Origin of the sequence: Oryzobacter telluris (assembly GCF_043099285.1) — a bacterium.
GTDB classification, from domain to species: domain Bacteria; phylum Actinomycetota; class Actinomycetes; order Actinomycetales; family Dermatophilaceae; genus Oryzobacter; species Oryzobacter telluris.
Window position 1 is genome coordinate 1,174,563 of the sequence record NZ_CP170723.1, and the last position, 16,224, is coordinate 1,190,786.

The following is a 16,224-nucleotide window of genomic DNA, read 5'->3' on the forward strand; positions in this document are numbered from 1 at the left end:
TCAGGGCCCGCGGGCCGGTCCGGTCTCAGATGGTGAGGCCGTCGCCGAACCGGAAGAGCGGGTCGTCGTAGCCGGGGACGTCCTCGGGGTGGGCCCGCACCTGGTCCATCGAGCGCGGGAGGTCGAACGGCAGCCGACCGCGCGGGCCGATGCGCCCGGTGAGGGCGTCCAGGAGGGCGGCGTCGCTCGTACCGTACGTCCCGACGAGCGCGGCCGTGAAGGGCAGCAGCGGCGTGAGGACGGCCGGCCGGTCGAGGATGACGTCGACGACCAGTGGGCAGGCGGCCGCAACCCGGCGCAGCCGCGCGACGAGGCCCGGCGGGAAGTCGAGCGAGCCCTGGTGGAACCACGACTCGAGGAAGAGGTCGGAGCGCACGTCGTACGGCGCCGACAGCCGGACCAGCGCGAGGTCGGCGTCCTCGGGTCGGGACACCGGGGTGCCGTGGCGGCGGACGACGTCCTCGGCGACGTTCTCGGCGTAGATCCGCAGCCCGGGCCGCAGTGGCAGGGCGGGCGCGCCGCCGGGGCCGACCTCGTTGCGCAGCACCGTGACCGAGCCGGCCTGGGCCGCGTACCCCGCCGCGCGGAAGTCGTCGCGACCCACGGTGACGGCGGCGGCGTCCTCGTCGACGTAGGGGTCGTCGAACAGGCCGAGGCGGAACTTCACGAGCAGGAGGCGCCGGGCCGACTCGTCGACACGGGCCTCGGTCACCCGCCCCTGGGCCACGAGGTCGAGGAGGATCTCGACGCACTCCTCGCCGCCGAACTGGTCGGCGCCGGCGTGGAGGATCAGCTCCATCCGGCCGTGCGGGTCGAGGTGCTCCACGCCCCAGGCGCGGGCGGGCAGCACCTGGTCGCCGACGTGGTTGTCGTTGACGAGCTCCCAGTCGGTGACGACGACGCCGTCGAACCCGAGGCCCTCGCGCAGCATGCCCGTGACGACCTGGCGGTTGTAGCCGAAGCCGACCTCCTCGACCGGCTCGCCGTCGACCTCGAGGCCGACCGGCATGCCGTAGTACGGCATGATCGCCGCGGTCCCGGCCTCGACCATCGCGGGGAACGGCTCGAGATGGTCGGCGAACCGCCCTCCGGGATAGACCTGTTCGCGGCCGTAGGGGAAGTGGGCGTCCTCGCCGTCCTTCTGCGGGCCGCCGCCGGGGAAGTGCTTCGAGGTGCAGGCGACGCTGCCCGCACCCACGCGGTCCTGCTGGAACCCGCGCAGGTACGCGACGCCCAGCTCGGTGACGAGGCGCGGGTCCTGGCCGAACGTGCCGGCCTGACGGGCCCAGCGCGGCTCGGTCGCGAGGTCGAGGGTGGGGTGCAGCGCGGCGCGGATGCCCACGGCCACGTACTCCTGCCGCGCGATGTCGGCGAACTCGCGCACCGCGTCCGCGTCCCGCAGGGCCGCGAGCCCGAGGGGCTCGGGCCACTGCGAGAACGCCGTGGCGGTGAACGAGACCCCCGCGTTCTCGATGAACGCGTGCCGCGGGTCGGTGGAGACGGTCACGGGCACGCCGTGCGGGGTGCGCTCGGCCATCGCCTGGAGGGCGTTGTGCCACCGGGCGGCCATCCGGGGGTCGTCGAGCGCGTGCACGTTGAAGTGCGTCAGGTGCTTGTCGAGGACGACGGCGCTCGTCGGCGACTTGCTGATGGCCCCGGGCTGCTCGAGCACCGAGCCGTCGGCGCCCGCCTCGATGACCGTCTGGAACATCAGCCCGACCTTCTCCTCGAGGGAGAGCCGGGCGAGGAGGTCCTCGACCCGCGCCTCGGGCGCGAGTCGAGGATCCTCGTAGGGGTCCATGACGCCGTTGCCGTTGAGGTCGCGGAACTCCACGCCCTCGGGGCTCGTGAGCCTCACCGGTTCCATCAGTTCTCTTCCACTCGTGGCGACTCGGACCCCCGCGGCGGCTGGCGTCACTCGATGATGCCGGCGCCGAACCGCTCGATCCCGATGACGGGGCGCAGCTTCGCCTCGACCTCCGGGGTGCTGAACGCGCGGCGAAGCACGTTCTTGGACAGCACGTTACCGAGCGCACCCATGACCATGGCCTGGTCGAGGGACAGGTAGCGCCGGGCGATGGTGCCGCTCTTCACGGCGACGGCGTCGAAGAAGCCGCCCTTGCCGTAGGCGCCGAGCTTCTGCTCGATCTTCAGGAGGTTGGCGGTCGCGGGGCCGCGCTCGAACATCATCGCGAGGAAGGACGCGTGCGGCGTGACGACGCCGTCGCCGAACTTGGGGTTCGGGTTCGAGCCCGGGCGGCAGTCGCCGAAGCCGGCGTCGTAGTTCGTCTTCTCCTTGTCGGAGAAGTAGCCCTCGGGGTTCATGCCGAGGGCGTCGACGCCGTACTCGCGGTAGTTGTCGAACGGGTCGCTGGCGGGGGAGAAGCCCCAGTAGCCGTAGCCGGCCTCCTCCATCCCGTGCTCGCGCTCGGCGCGCACGTGGAGGGGGTGGTTGACGCCCCAGCTGTTCGGCGCCCAGGTCTCCTCGGGGACGAACACGGCGGGCATGAGCTCCTCGAACATGCTGCCGCCCCAGCCGGGGACGATGTGCATGCCGCGGTAGGTGTACGCGCCCTCGAACACCTCGACGCCGAGGTACGTGCGCGTCTGTCCGACGGGCTGCATCTCCTGCCAGTTCCAGTTGTTGCAGTCCCCGCGCGGGAAGGTCCGGTACGCGGCGTAGTAGTGGCGGCCGGGGACCTGTCCGGTGAGGATGCCGAGGTAGCTGGTGATGCGGGTCTCGGAGACGATCGTGTCGTAGTGGTGCGTGGTCAGCCAGACCTTCTCGCCGCCGATGTGGGTGCCCTGGTAGGTGCCACCGGGGCGCCCGTCGCGGTACGGGAAGAAGCCGCCGTGCATGAGCCCGCCGGTGCGCACGACCGGGTGGCCGTCCTTGCCGTCACCGGGGTTGTAGAAGGCGTCCCAGCGCATCTTGTCGAACAGGGCCTTCGCGCGCGGGCCGGCGACCGGGTCGGCGTTGGCGACGACGAGCAGGGCCGCGCCGAGCCAGCCGCTGTCGACGCTGGAGACGAACGGCTCGACGGGGTCGCCGCTGGTGGGCCAGACGCGGATCGCGTCCCCGGTCTCCTCGTCGTACCAGTTGTAGAACATGCCGCTGGGCTCGTGGTGCTCCATCCCCTCGAGGGTCTGGACCGTGCGCAGCATCCGGCGGCTCGCCTCGGCGCGCGAGATGATGCCGAGCTCGCGGGCCACGACGGTGGACCACAGGTAGCCACCGATGTTGGTCGGGGAGGTGTAGCCCGACCGGTCACCCGCCGCGAGCGACTCGGGGATGTTGTCGGCCGGGAGGCCGGTGGCGGGCGCCGTCATCGCGTCGAGGCTGTGCCAGGTGTCGGCGGCCCAGCGGTGCAGGCGCGAGTTCGGCACCCCCGCAGCGGTTCCTGCGAGCGGGGCCGAGGCCGGGCGGGCGACGGCGGTCGTCGGCGCGAAGCCGAGGCCGGCGAGCGCGGCCGCGCCGCCGAGGATCAGCTGGCGGCGGCCGGGGGTGGGGAGGATGAGGTCGGTCATGGTCGGACTCCGTTCGTCGGTGCCGCTCGTGGCGGCCCGTTGCGGTGGTGGTCGTGCCTGGTCGGTTACTTGATGCCGGTGGTGGCGATGCCCTCGATGACGCGGCGCTGGAAGCCGAGGAAGACGAGCAGCATCGGGATGACCACGACGGTGGCTCCCGCGAGCAGCAGCCCGTAGTTCGTGGAGTTCTGGCCCTTGGCGTACAGGGCGAGCGCCACGGGGAGGGTGTAGGTCTCCTCGGTCTGGGCCACGACGAGCGGCCAGAGGAAGTTGTTCCAGCTCCCGAGGAAGGTGAGGATGCCCAGGGTCGCGAGGGCGGGTCCGCACAGCGGCAGGATGATCCGCGCGAAGATGCGCAGCTCACCTGCTCCGTCGACCCGTCCGGCGTCGAGCAGGTCCCTCGGCAGGCCCATGATGAACTGCCGCATGAGGAAGACGCCGAAGGGCGCCGCCAGGAACGGCAGCATCAGCCCGGGGAGGGTGTCGATGAGCCCGGCGTTCGCCACGAGGACGAACAGGGGCACGAAGGTGACGACCCCGGGGATGAGCAGGGTGCCCATGACGACGGCGAACAGCGCCTTCTTCCCGCGGAACTCGAGCATCGCCAGGGCGTAGCCGAGCATCGAGCAGAAGAGCAGGTTGCCGATGGTCACGACGGCGGCGACGACGGTGGAGTTGAAGAAGTAGGTGCCGAAGTCGAGCCGGGTGAACAGCTGCGTGTAGTTGTCCAGGCTGGCGTGCTCGGGCAGCCAGGTGGGCGGGCTCTGGCGCAGCTCGGTGGTCGACTTGAAGCTGCCGAGCACCATCCAGAGGAACGGGGCGCCCACGACGAGGACGGCGAGGGTGAGCAGGGTGTAGAGCCACCACTTGCTGTTGCTGGTGCGGTTCACGGTGTGCTCACCCCTTCTCGCGCAGCGCGCGGAACTGGATCGCGGTGACGATGGCCACGACGACGAAGATGATGTAGCTGAGGGAGGCCGCGTACCCGTAGTTGCCGAAGCCGAACTGCTTGTACGTGTACATCGACATCGACACGGTGCTGTCGAGCGGGCCGCCGTTCGTCATGACGAAGGGCTCCTCGAAGAACTGCAGGTAGCCGATCATCGTCGTCACGGAGACGAAGAGGATCGTCGGCTTCATCAGCGGCAGGGTGATGTGCCGGAAGCGCTGCCACGCGCTGGCCCCGTCGATGGCGGCGGCCTCGTGGAGCATCCACGGCACCGCCTGCAGCCCGGCGAGGAAGATGATCATGCCGGTGCCGAAGTTGCGCCAGGCGGCCATCATGATCAGCGCCGGCATCGACCAGTTCGGGTCGCCGAGCCAGTTCGGGCCGGTGATGCCGACCCAGCCGAGCACGGTGTTGATGAGGCCGAACTCGCCGTTGAGCAGGAACTGCCACACGACGGCGACCGCGACGATCGAGGTGATGACCGGCAGGTAGAAGCCGAGCCGGAACGCCGCGCGGAACCGGGTGATCCCCCGGTCGAGCGCCACGGCGGCGGCCAGGGCCAGGAGCAGGGTGAGCGGCACGCCGATGACGACGAAGTACGCCGTGTTCCGGACGGCCCGCAGGAAGCCTGCGTCGGAGAAGGCCTTGACGTAGTTGTCGAAGCCGACGATGTCGACGGAGAAGGGGGTCCGCAGGTCCTTGGCCCGGGTGTCCGTGACGCTCATGAAGAGCGACTGCAGCACGGGCCAGACCGTGAAGACGAGGAAGAGCAGGACGAACGGGATCGCGAGGACCCAGGCCGCCCGCCCCTCCCGGAGGCCCGTCCGAGGACGGGGCTTCCGGGAGGGAGAGGGGGTCTCCTCGCGGCGCGCGGTGTCCGCGCCGTCGGTGAGGGTGGTCATGATCAGTTGCCGGTGCCGATCGACTCGGCCTGCGACTGGACGGTCTTGAGCGCGGCAGCCGGGTCGGCGCCGGTCTTGGTGACCTTCTCCATCTCGGTGTCGAAGGAGGTCACGACCTGCTCCCACGTCGGGAAGCTCGGGGGAGCCTGCGCGGTCTCGAGCTGCTTGCCGAACACGGCGAGCTTCTTGTCGGCGCTGAGGGCCGGGTCCTGCCACGCGCTCTTCACCGACGGGAGGTCGGTGGAGATGCCGTACCACTTGACCTGGGTCTTCGGGTCGCCGAGCCACTGCACGAACTTCCACGCGGTGTCGCGGTTCTTGGTGTTCTTGAAGACGACGAGGTTCGAGCCGCCGACGAAGGAGGACGAGGTCTTGTCAGCAGGGATCTGCATGACGTCGTACTTGTCCTTGAAGCCCTCGCCACCGGCCTTCTCGACCGCGGACATCATCCACGGGCCGGAGATGAACATGGGCACCTTGCCGCTGGCGAAGTCGGGCTCGGTGGTCGGCGTGGCCGGGGCGGCCTTGTCCGAGATGCCGTCGGTGAAGAACGACTGGTAGTACTGCGCCGCCTTGAGGATCTCGGGGCTGTCGAAGTTGTACGCCTTGCCGCCGTCCTTGGTGAGGTCGGCGCCCGCCGACCAGGCGAAGGGCATGACCGACTGCCAGGAGCCGACGCCGCCGGCCTGCAGGCCGATGCCGTACTTGGCGCCCGCCTTGTCCTGCATCGCCTTGGCCATGTCCTTCAGGCCGGCCCAGGTGGTGGGGGGCGTGGTGATGCCGGCCTTCTTGGCCAGGTCGGTGCGGTAGTACACCAGGCGGGTCTCGACGTACCAGGGGATGCCGTAGGAGGTGCCGCCGACCTCGGTGGTCTTCTGGGCACCGTCGAAGAAGACGGACTTGTCGATCTCGCCGGGGGTGGCGTCGAGGGCGCCGAGGCCCGCGAACTCACCCATCCAGGTCGTGCCGACCATGGCGACGTCGGGCGTCTTGTTGGCCGTGATGGCGGTGGTGAACTTGTCGTGCGCGGCGTCCCACGGGATCGCGGTCACCTCGACCTTGGTGCCGGGGTTGGCGGCCTCGAACTCCTTGGTGAGCTGGGGGAGGTTCTCGCCCTCGGCGCCCATGGCCCACACGGTGATGGTGCCCTTGGCGGCGCCGGAGCCGACGGCCTTGCCGGTCTCGCCGGACGAGCTGTCGGCGCTCTCCCGACCGCAGCCGGTCAGGGCCAGGGTCAGGGCGGCCAGACTGGCCACGGTGATGGTGGAGGTGCGTCTCATCGAACTCTCTCTTTCTGGGTGGTGCTGGTTCTCATCGGAGGGGACTGGTCAGGGACGTGAGGGGGGTGGGCCGACCTCGCCGGGGCACCCGCACGAGCTGCGGATGACGACCTCGGTGGGCAGGACGTGGCGGACGGCGCTGGGCGCGGCACCGGACACGAGGTGGTGGAGGCGGTCGGCCGCGAGGGCGCCGACGGCCTGCACGGGCTGGCGCACGGTGGTGAGGCCGGGCCGCACGTAGCGGGAGGTCATGACGTCGTCCCAGCCGACGACGGCGATGTCGCCGGGGACGGAGACGCCGCGGTCGGTGAGGCGGGCCATGATCGCGAGGGCGAGCTCGTCGTTGCCGCACACGAGGGCGTCGGTGTCGATGTCGCCGGCGACGATCCGCTCGGCCACCGCGGTGCCCTCCTCCTCGCGGAACGAGGCGAGGACGGGGGCTGCGGGCTCGAGGCCGCGGTCGTGGTGGGCGGCGAGGAAGCCCTGGTGGCGCTCGCCGACGTCGTGGGCCGCGGAGGGGTCACCGACGAAGCGCAGCCGGGTGCGCCCGTGGTCGAGGAGGTGCTCGGTGATCCGGCGGGCGCCCTCGATGTTCTCGGCGGTGACGGTCTCGATGCCCGAGCTCGCGTGGCCGGCGATGACGACGAGCGGCTTGGTGCTGCCCCCGACGTGCGCGACGTCGGAGCCGAGCACCGCGATGCCGTCGACGCGGGTGGCGAGGGTGCGCACGGCCTGGCCGCGGTCCTTCTTCGTCCCGGCGAGGACGAGCATGACGCTCTGGTCGAGCTGGGCGGCGCGGGTCTCGAAGCCGACGAGGAGCTCGGCGTAGTACGGACCGCTGAGCTCGGGGAGCACGAGGCCGTAGGTGTCGTGGTGGCGCACGGCCAGGCTGCGGGCGGCGCCGGAGGGGAGGTAGTCGAGCTGGTCGACCGCGGCGAGGACCTTCTGGCGGGTCTTCTCGGTGACGACCGGGGAACCCTGCAGGACCCGGGAGACGGTGGCGATCGACACCTGGGCGAGGTCGGCGACCGCGTAGATGGTCGCCGACTGCTGCCGGTTCCGTGCCTGTTCCGTCATCTGCCCTCATCCTTGAAAGCGCTTACAAGATCAGGTTCGACCTTGCCCGGCCGACCCCGTGCCGTGGGGGCTAAGGAATGTCACGGTTTGGTAACGGCGCCGGATTCGTGCTCGGGAGGCCGGTGAACGGGCCCGTTCCCTGCGCGATGAGTGCGCTCGCGGCGGCCCCGACGACCGTTTCCGCACTCACGGCGACACCGGGGGGTGAACGCCGACGCGCCGCCCCCGCGGTGGCGGGGACGGCGCGTCGTCAGCGGGTGGAGCCGCTGGTCAGCCGGTCGGGCTGAGGTCCTTCGGGGTCAGGCGGTGGGCGGCCGGTAGCCGGTGGGCTCGCCCGCGCCGAGGTCGACGATGGCGGCCACGGGGCCGCCACCCTCGGGGCCCTGGTGGGCGGCGGAGACCGAGACGAAGACCGCCGGGTCGCCCGTGACCGACGCCGTGACGCCGCCGACGCAGGACTTGATCTGGCGGTGCCAGTGCACGTCGGAGTCGTCGAGCATCGCGTTGCGGCGACCGGCGACGGTGCCGTCCTGCGACGCCTCGCACTTGAGGAAGACGTTGACCAGCCGGCCGTCGAGGTCGCTGCGGTGCGGGCGCTCGGGGAGGTCGAGGCCGGCGTCCTTGATGGCGCCCCAGATGCCGTCCTGGTCGAGCGCGTCGTTCATCACCGAGTGGCCGATGCGGTAGCGGCCACCGACGCCGCGGGCGTTGCCCACGACCACGACCTGCGCCTGGTCGAGCTCGACACCCGAGGAGCACGAGGCGACCGAGGAGAACAGGTCGCGGTTGTGCATGACGTCGGCGTCGGTCGGCATCTCGATCTCACCGAGCGCCACGGCGATGCCGAGGGCGGTGCAGCCGTTGGACAGGTCCATCGACTCGTGGGTGTGCTCGGTCCACACGTGCTTGCCGCGGCTCTTGGCGTCGCGGATGGTGTGGATGGTGAGCAGCGGGGTCTTGGTCTGCACGTAGTGGACGTCGGCGGGGTCCGTGATGCCGGCGCGCTCCATCGCCACCTTCACGGCGGCGGCGACCTTGCTCACCATCGGCACGTAGCCGATCTCCTCGGGGAGGAGCTGCTCGCTCATCGCGAAGCCGACGGTGAGGCGCGGCTCATCGGTCTGCTCGGCGGCCTCCGCCGGGACGGTGGCGAAGATCGTCGCGTGGGGGCTGATGACACCGTCGGTGCCACCGGACCACACGATCGGGACCTCCTTGACCTTCGCGGCGTCGGCGCCCTTGGCGACGAGGACCTCGCGGAAGGCGCGGTCGGCGATGATGCGGGTGTAGTCGTTGACCCCGCCGTTGCCCTCGGTCTTGCCGATGATGGCGATGACGCGGCCGGCCTCCATCACGCCGGCGTCGATGAGCTTGCCGAGCTCGGAGGCGTCGGAGACGTTGTGGAGCGGGACCTTGCGGACCTCGATGGCGTCGGGCACGGTGCGTTCCTTCCTGGGTCGGCCGGTGGCCGGTGGGTGCGGTGCGGTTCTGGTGGTCAGGAGATCTCGGGCTCGATGACGGTGCCGAAGCCGCCCTCGACCGCCTCGGTGATGTGGGTGAGCGAGGTGATGACGGCGCGCGGGCCGCCGCCCTCGACGAAGCGCGTGGCGGCGTCGACCTTCGGGCCCATCGAGCCGGAGGCGAACTGCCCGGACTCGGTGTGCCGCCGCATCTCGGCGAGGGACACGCGACCGAGGTCGCGCTGCTGCGGGGTGCCCCAGTCGACGGCGGCGTGGTCGACGTCGGTGGCGATGACGAGGACGTCGGCGTCGAGGGTGCGGGCGAGCAGGGCGGCGGTGAGGTCCTTGTCGATGACGGCCTCGACGCCACGCAGGCGGCCGTCGTCGCCGCGGACGACGGGAATGCCGCCACCACCGGCGGCGACGACGACGTGGCCGGCGGCCAGCAGGGCGCGGATGGGCTCGACGTCGACGACCTCGAGCGGCTCGGGGGAGGCGACGACGCGCCGCCAGCCCTTGTCGCCGCGGTCCTCCCAGACCTGGCCGTGCGCGACCATGGCCTTCGCCTGGTCCTCGGCGAGGTAGCGGCCGATCGGCTTCGTCGGGTGGGTGAAGCCGGGGTCGTCGCGGTCGACGAGCGTGCGGGTGACGAGGGCCGCGACGGGGTGCGTGGTGCCGGCGGCGGCGAGGGCGCCGTCGAGGGCGTCGAGGATGGCGAAGCCGAGGGTGCCCTGCGTCTGGGCGCCGCACCAGTCGAGCGGGACCGGGGGGACGACGTGCGCGGCGAGCTCGTTCTTCACGAGCAGGTTGCCGACCTGGGGGCCGTTGCCGTGGGTGATGACGAGCTCGTGGCCCTCGGCGACGAGCCGCGCCGCGGCCTCCATCGCCACGCCGACGGCGGCCAGCTGGGCGTCGGGGGTCGCGCTGCCGTCGGCGGCCGTCATGGCGTTGCCGCCGAGCGCGAGCAGGACCCGCATCCTCGCCACCTCCAGATCGCCCGGGCGGGGTGCCCGATGACGTCGACCCTAGGAGCCCCGCTGCGCACGGGCGTTGTCGAGACCTGCCCAACGGGGCGCTCCCGGTTGGCACTTCCGCCCCATGGCCACGCAGGCGCGAGTGCGGAAGTGGTTGCCCCCGCCACCGTTTCCGCACTCGCTGCAGAGCCAGCCAGCCGCGAGTGCGGAAGTGGTTGCCCCGGCCACCGTTTCCGCACTCGCGGGCGGTGGGGCGAGGGGGCGTGCTCGGCGGGTGGGACCGGCGTTCCGTGGTGGGGCGGCTGTGGGGGATGCTGGCGCCATGGCACCCAAGGTCTCCGACCGCACCTGGCTCGTCGCCCTCGCCGCGTCCTTCTGGGGCCTGTCGGCCCTGTGGCGCGGCCCTCTCGCGAAGGAGTACCCGGCCCTCGCGATCGTCTTCTGGGAGCATCTCGTCCTCGTGCTGCTCGTCAGCCCGTTCCTCGTGCGTGCCGTCCGGCACCTGCTCGCCTCCAGCACGCGGACGAAGCTGAGCGTCCTCGTCATCGGGGCGGGGTCGTCGGCGCTGGCCACGACCCTGTTCACGGCGGCCTTCCGCCTCGGCGACCCCATCACGCCGCAGGTGCTGCAGAAGCTCCAGCCGCTCATCGCGGTGGGGCTCGCGGCGGTCGTGCTCGGCGAGCGGCTGCGACCGACCTACGCGTGGTTCCTGGCGCCGGCGCTCGTCGGGGCGTGGCTGCTCGCCTTCGCCGACCCGTTCGGGGTCACGGTGTCGAGCGCGCAGGCCGCGCTGCTGGCGGTTGGCGCCGCGGCGCTGTGGGCGGCCGGGACGGTGCTGGGCCGGGCGGCCCGCGCCGAGCTGTCGTTCACCGACCTCACGGCGCTGCGGTTCGGCGTCGGGCTCGTGACGCTCCTCGTCATCAGCCTCGTCACGTCGACCCCGCTGGCCCTCGGCCTCGATGCCGCGCCGAACATCCTTCTCCTGGCGCTCTTCCCGGGCCTCATCGCGCTGGTGCTGTACTACCTGGCCCTCGGGCGGACGCCGGCCTCGCGGGCGACGCTGGCCGAGCTCGCCTTCCCGGTGACCGCGGCGATCGTCGGCATCGTGGCCTTCGGGGCCCGGCCCACGGCCACCCAGTGGCTGGGGGTCGCGATCGTGCTGGCCTCGGTGGTCGGGCTCGCGCTGCACGAGCAGCGCAGCAGCCGGCCGTCGGTCGACGCCCCGGTGCGCGCCGAGGACGCCCTCGCCCCCGCGCGCTGAGGCCGACCGTCAGAGGGCGCGCCAGCGGTCGTGGCGCGCCGTGAGGCGGGTCGTCGGCTCGAGGGCCGACAGCTCTGCGAGCTCGTGCCGGATCGCCTGGGCCATCCGCCGGCAGTAGGCCTGCGGCTCCTCGGCGGCGTCGGGGTGCTCGGCGACGATCCGGTCGACGATGCCGGCGCGCAGGAGGTCGAGCGAGCGCACCCGCTGCTGGGTCGCCATCTCCGGCGCCCGGTCGGGGGTGCGGTGGAGGATGGCCGAGGCGCCCTCGGGCGGCAGCGGAGAGAGCCACGAGTGCTGCGCGCTGACCACGCGGTCGGCGGGCATGAGGGCCAGCGCCCCACCGCCGGTGCCCTGGCCGAGCAGCACGCACACGGTGGGCACGGGGAGGACGACGAGCTCGGAGATGCAGCGGGCGATCTCGCCGGCCATGCCACCCTCCTCGGCCTCCTTCGACAGGGCCGCCCCCGCGGTGTCGATGACGCTGACGAGGGGGAGGTCGAGCTCGGTGGCGAGCTTCATGCCGCGCCGCGCGACCCGCAGGCCGGACGGACCCAGCGGCGCCTCGGCGCGCTCGGCCCGGCGGTCCTGCCCGAGGACGACGCACGGCACGCCCTCGAAGCGCGCCAGGGCGAGGAAGAGGCTGCGGTCCCACTCACCGGCGCCGGTGCCGAACAGGGGCAGGACGTCGGTGGCGCCGAGCTTGAGCAGCGCCCGCACTCCGGGGCGGTCGGGGTTGCGCGACCGGGTGATCGACTCCCACGCGGGGATGTCGGCCAGCGGCTCCTTGGGGACCTCCGGCACGGGCGGGTGATCGCGGTCGGCCATGACGAGGTCGAGGAAGCGGCCCGCGATCATCGGCAGCGCCTCCACGGGCTGCACGGCGTCGAGCAGGCCGTGCTCGTAGAGGTTCTCGGCCGTCTGGACGCCCTCGGGGAACGGGTCGCCGTAGAGCGCCTCGTAGACGCGGGCGCCGAGGAAGCCGATGGTCGCGCCGGGCTCGGCGACGGTGACGTGCCCGAGCGACCCCCACGAGGCGAGAACCCCGCCGGTCGTGGGGTGGCGCAGGTAGGTGATGTAGGGCAGCCGCGCCTCCTTGAAGGCGGCCACGGCGGCGGAGATCTTCACCATCGTCACGAAGGCCGGGGTTCCCTCCTGCATCCGGGTGCCGCCCGACGCCGGTGCCGCGAACAGCGGGACGCGCTCGCGGGTCGCCCGCTCGAAGGCGAGGGTGACCCGCTCGGCCGCCGCCCGCCCGATCGAGCCCGCGAGGAAGCGGAACTCGCCCACGACCACCGCGACCCGGTGGCCCTGGATGCGGCCCTCGCCCGTGACGATCGCCTCGTCGGTGCCGGCGCGCTCGGCGGCGGCGGCCAGCTCGGCCTCGTACTCGCTGCCGGGCTCGGCCACCGTGATCGGGGCCTCGTCCCACGAGACGAAGGAGCCCGCGTCGAGGACGGCGGTCAGGAGGTCGTGCGCTCCCGGCCGCGGGGGGCGGCCACTCATCGAGGCGCGTCCGAGGGGGTGCCGGTGTCGCGGGCGTCGAGGTCGTCGAGCCAGGCGACGACGCTCTCGGTGTGCTCGCCGAGCAGGGGCGGGTGGACGTGCTCGGTGCGGCCGCCGGCAAAGGCGTTGTCGTCCAACCGGATCGGCGGCCCGGGGATCTCGATGCGACCGAGCAGGGGGTGGTCGACGTCGATGACGAGGCCCTGGCTGCGCGTCTGGTCCCAGTCGTAGACGCGGTCGAGGGTGCGGACCTCGCCGGCGGGGACGCCGTACTCGGCCAGGCGGGCGAGGAGGGTCTCGAGAGGGATGTCGGCGAAGGCGGCGTTCACCGCGTCGATGACGGCGTCGCGGTTCCCGACCCGCTCGCGGTTCGTGGCGAATCCCGGTGCGGCGGGGTCGATCCCGAAACCACTGGCCAGCTTCTGCCAGAGCCCCTCGCTGCCGCAGGAGAGCTGGATCATCCCGTCGGCACAGGTGAACAGCCCGTAGGGGCAGATCGACGGGTGGTGGTTGCCGCCGGCCTGGGGGACCTCACCGGCCACGGTGTACCGCGTGCCCTGGAAGGCGTGGACGCCGACGATCGACGCGAGCAGCGAGGTCCGCACGACCCGTCCGACGCCGGTGCGGTTGCGCTCGTGGAGCGCGGCGACGACACCGTAGGCGCCGTACATCCCGGCGAGCAGGTCGCCGATGGGGACGCCCACGCGCTGGGGGTGGTCGGCATCGGCGCCGGTGAGCGACATCAGGCCGCCCTCGCCCTGCGCGATCTGGTCGTACCCGGCGCGACCGCCCTCTGGGCCGTCGTGGCCGAAGCCGCTGATGCGCAGCACGACGAGGCCGGGGTTCAGCTCGTGCAGGCGCTCGATGGGGAAGCCGAGGCGGTCGAGGACGCCGGGGCGGAAGTTCTCGAGGAGGACGTCGGCGCGCCCCACGAGGCGGGCCAGGACGTCCTTGCCCTCCTCGCTCTTGAGGTCGAGCTCGACCGACTCCTTGTTGCGGTTGCACGACAGGAAGTAGGTGGAGACCGGCTGGTCGTCGGGCCCGACGAACGGGGGTCCCCAGCCGCGCGACTCGTCACCGGTGCCAGGGCTCTCGACCTTGATGACGCGGGCGCCCATGTCGCCGAGCATCATCCCGCAGTGCGGTCCGGCGAGGGCGCGTGTCAGGTCGATGACGACGACGTCGTCGAGGGGTCCGCTCACGGTGGTGCTCCAGTCGCTCGGTGTACGGCCAACCTAGCCACCAGTTGAGCGCCGCCGTTCGGCAGTCGCGGCCGTCCCTCCCGGGGTCGGGCTGTCACAACCTGCCAGAGGCGCGGCGGGCGTCGGGTGGCGTGTCGTCAGGTGGCGTGGCCGCTCGTGGCGTCGAGGTGCTGGAGCAGGTCGTGGGCGGCGAGCTCGACCTTCTTGTGCCGCCACTCGCTCGCCCGGTAGACGCACGCGATGAGGGCGCTGCGGTGCACCCGGCGCAGGTCGCCGGCGACGAAGGCGTACCGCGCCTTGGTCTCGTCGTTGGCGCCCGTGGTGAGGCCGAGGTGCCAGGAGGCGTACTCGTCCCACGAGTGCCTTCCGAGGTAGGCGTTCTGCGCCTCGGCGTCGGGCTGCACGTCGCCCCAGTCGCTCTCGAGCACGTACTGCTTCTTGTCGATGAGGTCGCGCACGTGGGCGACCGCCGCGTCGTTGACCTCGTACTCCGCCATCACCCCACGGTAGCCACGGGCGGCGTCAGGCGGCGGGGTCCGTGCGGTGGTGCGTGAGGAACTCCCAGACGAGCGCGTGGGCCAGGGCGACGAGGAGGACGAGGATCGTCGCCTCCGCCTGGAGCGGGGTCACCCCGACCCCGCGGGCGATGCCCGGCGCGACCCCGAGGACGGCGACCGCGCCGTAGCCCACGAGTGAGGCCCACCAGTGCCGCGCCACCGTCCCGGCCCGGCCGTCGCCACGCGCGGCGCGCAGGAAGCGCACGGTGGTGACGGCGCCGAAGACGGCGATGACGACGAAGCTCGCCCGCCAGAACATCGGGGCGTCGGTGCCGCCGATCTGCGCGAACAGGCCCATGAGCGCCGGGAGGAGGAAGGACAGGTAGACCGAGGCGACCTCGCGGCGGGTCCTCGTGTCGCTCAGCCAGTGCTCGTGCCGCTCGACGACGGTCCACCACAGGCCGGTGAGGGTGAAGCAGGTCGCGGAGAACAGGGCGTAGAACGTGCTCGTGTCCACCGGGTGTCCTCCTGCGTCGGCTCGCGCCAGTATGGAGCGCCCCGAGCCCGCCCGACCACCCCGTTTCTCCCGCCCTCTATCGCGACCTACCGCCTGGTACGTGGGGTGATCACCCCACGTACCAGGCGGTAGGTGCCGATCAGGAGGACGGCAGGGTGCGGCGGAGGGTCTCGGCCCAGGGGGTGGGGCTGCGGCCGAGGAGGGCGGTGAGCGGCGCGGGGTCGCCGACGAGGCCGTCCTCGTCGTAGGCGGTGAACATCGCGGCGAGGACGTCGCGCGCCTCTGCCGGCAGCCCTGCGCCCGGGCCGTTCCGCCACGCGTCGACGGTCGTCTCGCGCAGCGCCACCGGGCGTCCGAGCACCTCGGCCGCGACCTCCACCATCCGGCGGGTCGACAGCACCTCGGGGCCACAGAGGTCGTGCACCTCGCCGCCGCGTGACGGGTCGAGGAGGACGACCGCCGCCGCCTCGGCGACGTCGTCGAGGTCGACCGTGGTGAAGGGGGAGTCGGCCGAGTACGGCAGGACGACCTCGCCCGCGAGCACCTGCGGCAGGACGTTCTGGTGGTAGGCGCACGGCCGCAGCACGACGAGGCTGCCCGAGAACTCCTGCGCCAGAACGGCTTCCGCGTCTCCCTTGTGGAGATGGTGCGGCATCCGGGCGTCCTCGGGGTGGAGCACCGAGTGGAAGACGAGGTGGGGGAGCCCCACGGCAGAGGCCGCCTCCGCCACCCGGCGCGCCATCATCACCTCGTCGGGGTGCACGTTCGGCGCCATGTGGTAGGCCGCCCGGGCGCCGGACAGCGCCTCCTCCAGACCGGAACCCGTGACGAGGTCGAGGGGAACGGAGGTCGCCCCCGCTGGAGCGGCGCCCTCCCGACCGGGCCGCACGCCCGCCCGCACCGGAACGCCCCGCGCCATCAGGGCCCGCGACACGGCGCGGCCGGTCTTCCCGGAAGCTCCGACGACGAGCACCGGCCGCGGATCAGCCTCTGCCGCAGCCGGACCGGAGACGACGACGGGGTCGTGGACCGCCACCGTCCCCGACCCCGCCGCCTCCTGCTCTCGCGTCACGC

Annotated in this window: 14 protein-coding genes; 1 reads left to right on the top strand and 13 read right to left on the bottom strand. The window is 72.3% G+C overall.

The features are described 5' to 3' along the window. Positions 1–25 precede the first annotated feature (25 nt). The 8 genes from ACFLFB_RS05345 to ACFLFB_RS05380 form a co-directional block, all read right to left on the bottom strand. A complete protein-coding gene (locus tag ACFLFB_RS05345) occupies positions 26–1,867 on the bottom strand; it encodes a glycoside hydrolase family 3 protein (protein WP_392544669.1) in 1,842 nt (613 codons plus the stop codon). Between the two features lie 47 nt (positions 1,868–1,914). After that, on the bottom strand, positions 1,915–3,528 hold the full coding sequence (locus tag ACFLFB_RS05350) for a glucoamylase family protein (RefSeq protein ID WP_392544670.1): 1,614 nt from the start codon (positions 3,526–3,528) through the stop codon (positions 1,915–1,917). A gap of 65 nt (positions 3,529–3,593) precedes the next feature. Then, positions 3,594–4,418 carry a carbohydrate ABC transporter permease gene (locus ACFLFB_RS05355; protein ID WP_392544671.1) on the bottom strand — a complete coding sequence of 275 codons (825 nt, stop codon included), beginning with the start codon at positions 4,416–4,418 and terminating at the stop codon, positions 3,594–3,596. 7 nt (positions 4,419–4,425) lie between these two features. Continuing rightward, positions 4,426–5,379 (bottom strand): carbohydrate ABC transporter permease, encoded by a 954-nt coding sequence (locus ACFLFB_RS05360; RefSeq protein ID WP_392544672.1) that lies wholly within the window; start codon positions 5,377–5,379, stop codon positions 4,426–4,428. Between the two features lie 2 nt (positions 5,380–5,381). Further along, complete coding sequence (locus tag ACFLFB_RS05365) at positions 5,382–6,659, bottom strand: sugar ABC transporter substrate-binding protein (RefSeq protein ID WP_392544673.1); 1,278 nt, start codon at positions 6,657–6,659, stop codon at positions 5,382–5,384. Between the two features lie 48 nt (positions 6,660–6,707). Further along, positions 6,708–7,736: a LacI family DNA-binding transcriptional regulator gene (locus ACFLFB_RS05370; RefSeq protein WP_392544674.1), complete on the bottom strand. Its 1,029-nt coding sequence runs from the start codon at positions 7,734–7,736 to the stop codon at positions 6,708–6,710. Between the two features lie 299 nt (positions 7,737–8,035). Continuing rightward, complete coding sequence (locus ACFLFB_RS05375) at positions 8,036–9,175, bottom strand: ring-opening amidohydrolase (RefSeq protein ID WP_392544675.1); 1,140 nt, start codon at positions 9,173–9,175, stop codon at positions 8,036–8,038. 56 nt (positions 9,176–9,231) lie between these two features. Beyond that, positions 9,232–10,173, bottom strand: coding sequence for a carbamate kinase (locus ACFLFB_RS05380; RefSeq protein WP_392544676.1), 942 nt, complete (start codon positions 10,171–10,173; stop codon positions 9,232–9,234). A 319-nt stretch (positions 10,174–10,492) separates the two neighbouring features. On the opposite strand from ACFLFB_RS05380, the gene ACFLFB_RS05385 reads away from it, so the two are divergent. After that, positions 10,493–11,431: a DMT family transporter gene (locus ACFLFB_RS05385; protein WP_392544677.1), complete on the top strand. Its 939-nt coding sequence runs from the start codon at positions 10,493–10,495 to the stop codon at positions 11,429–11,431. A gap of 9 nt (positions 11,432–11,440) precedes the next feature. Here the strand turns inward: ACFLFB_RS05385 and ACFLFB_RS05390 are convergent, their stop codons facing one another. The 5 genes from ACFLFB_RS05390 to ACFLFB_RS05410 all read right to left on the bottom strand — a co-directional run bounded on the left by ACFLFB_RS05390 (position 11,441) and on the right by ACFLFB_RS05410 (position 16,222). Continuing rightward, complete coding sequence (locus tag ACFLFB_RS05390) at positions 11,441–12,934, bottom strand: carboxyl transferase domain-containing protein (RefSeq protein ID WP_392544678.1); 1,494 nt, start codon at positions 12,932–12,934, stop codon at positions 11,441–11,443. Beyond that, positions 12,931–14,136, bottom strand: coding sequence for a CaiB/BaiF CoA transferase family protein (locus ACFLFB_RS05395; RefSeq protein ID WP_392544679.1), 1,206 nt, complete (start codon positions 14,134–14,136; stop codon positions 12,931–12,933). Before ACFLFB_RS05395 ends, ACFLFB_RS05390 begins: the two co-directional genes overlap by 4 nt. A gap of 137 nt (positions 14,137–14,273) precedes the next feature. Continuing rightward, the gene (locus tag ACFLFB_RS05400) at positions 14,274–14,633 is read right to left on the bottom strand and encodes a hypothetical protein (RefSeq protein ID WP_392544680.1); all 360 of its coding nucleotides are present in this window, start codon (positions 14,631–14,633) and stop codon (positions 14,274–14,276) included. 25 nt (positions 14,634–14,658) lie between these two features. Continuing rightward, the gene (locus ACFLFB_RS05405) at positions 14,659–15,150 is read right to left on the bottom strand and encodes a hypothetical protein (protein WP_392544681.1); all 492 of its coding nucleotides are present in this window, start codon (positions 15,148–15,150) and stop codon (positions 14,659–14,661) included. A gap of 139 nt (positions 15,151–15,289) precedes the next feature. Next, the gene (locus ACFLFB_RS05410; protein WP_392544682.1) at positions 15,290–16,222 is read right to left on the bottom strand and encodes an SDR family oxidoreductase; all 933 of its coding nucleotides are present in this window, start codon (positions 16,220–16,222) and stop codon (positions 15,290–15,292) included. Positions 16,223–16,224 lie beyond the last annotated feature (2 nt).

Excerpts from the sequence above, each read along its gene's own strand:
- ACFLFB_RS05345 (WP_392544669.1), bottom strand. The coding sequence starts at position 1,867 with ATGGAACCGGTGAGGCTCACGAGCCCCGAGGGCGTGGAGTTCCGCGAC.
- ACFLFB_RS05350 (WP_392544670.1), bottom strand. The coding sequence starts at position 3,528 with ATGACCGACCTCATCCTCCCCACCCCCGGCCGCCGCCAGCTGATCCTC.
- ACFLFB_RS05360 (WP_392544672.1), bottom strand. The coding sequence starts at position 5,379 with ATGACCACCCTCACCGACGGCGCGGACACCGCGCGCCGCGAGGAGACC.
- ACFLFB_RS05365 (WP_392544673.1), bottom strand. The coding sequence starts at position 6,659 with ATGAGACGCACCTCCACCATCACCGTGGCCAGTCTGGCCGCCCTGACC.
- ACFLFB_RS05370 (WP_392544674.1), bottom strand. The coding sequence starts at position 7,736 with ATGACGGAACAGGCACGGAACCGGCAGCAGTCGGCGACCATCTACGCG.
- ACFLFB_RS05380 (WP_392544676.1), bottom strand. The coding sequence starts at position 10,173 with ATGCGGGTCCTGCTCGCGCTCGGCGGCAACGCCATGACGGCCGCCGAC.
- ACFLFB_RS05385 (WP_392544677.1), top strand. The coding sequence starts at position 10,493 with ATGGCACCCAAGGTCTCCGACCGCACCTGGCTCGTCGCCCTCGCCGCG.
- ACFLFB_RS05390 (WP_392544678.1), bottom strand. The coding sequence starts at position 12,934 with ATGAGTGGCCGCCCCCCGCGGCCGGGAGCGCACGACCTCCTGACCGCC.
- ACFLFB_RS05400 (WP_392544680.1), bottom strand. The coding sequence starts at position 14,633 with ATGGCGGAGTACGAGGTCAACGACGCGGCGGTCGCCCACGTGCGCGAC.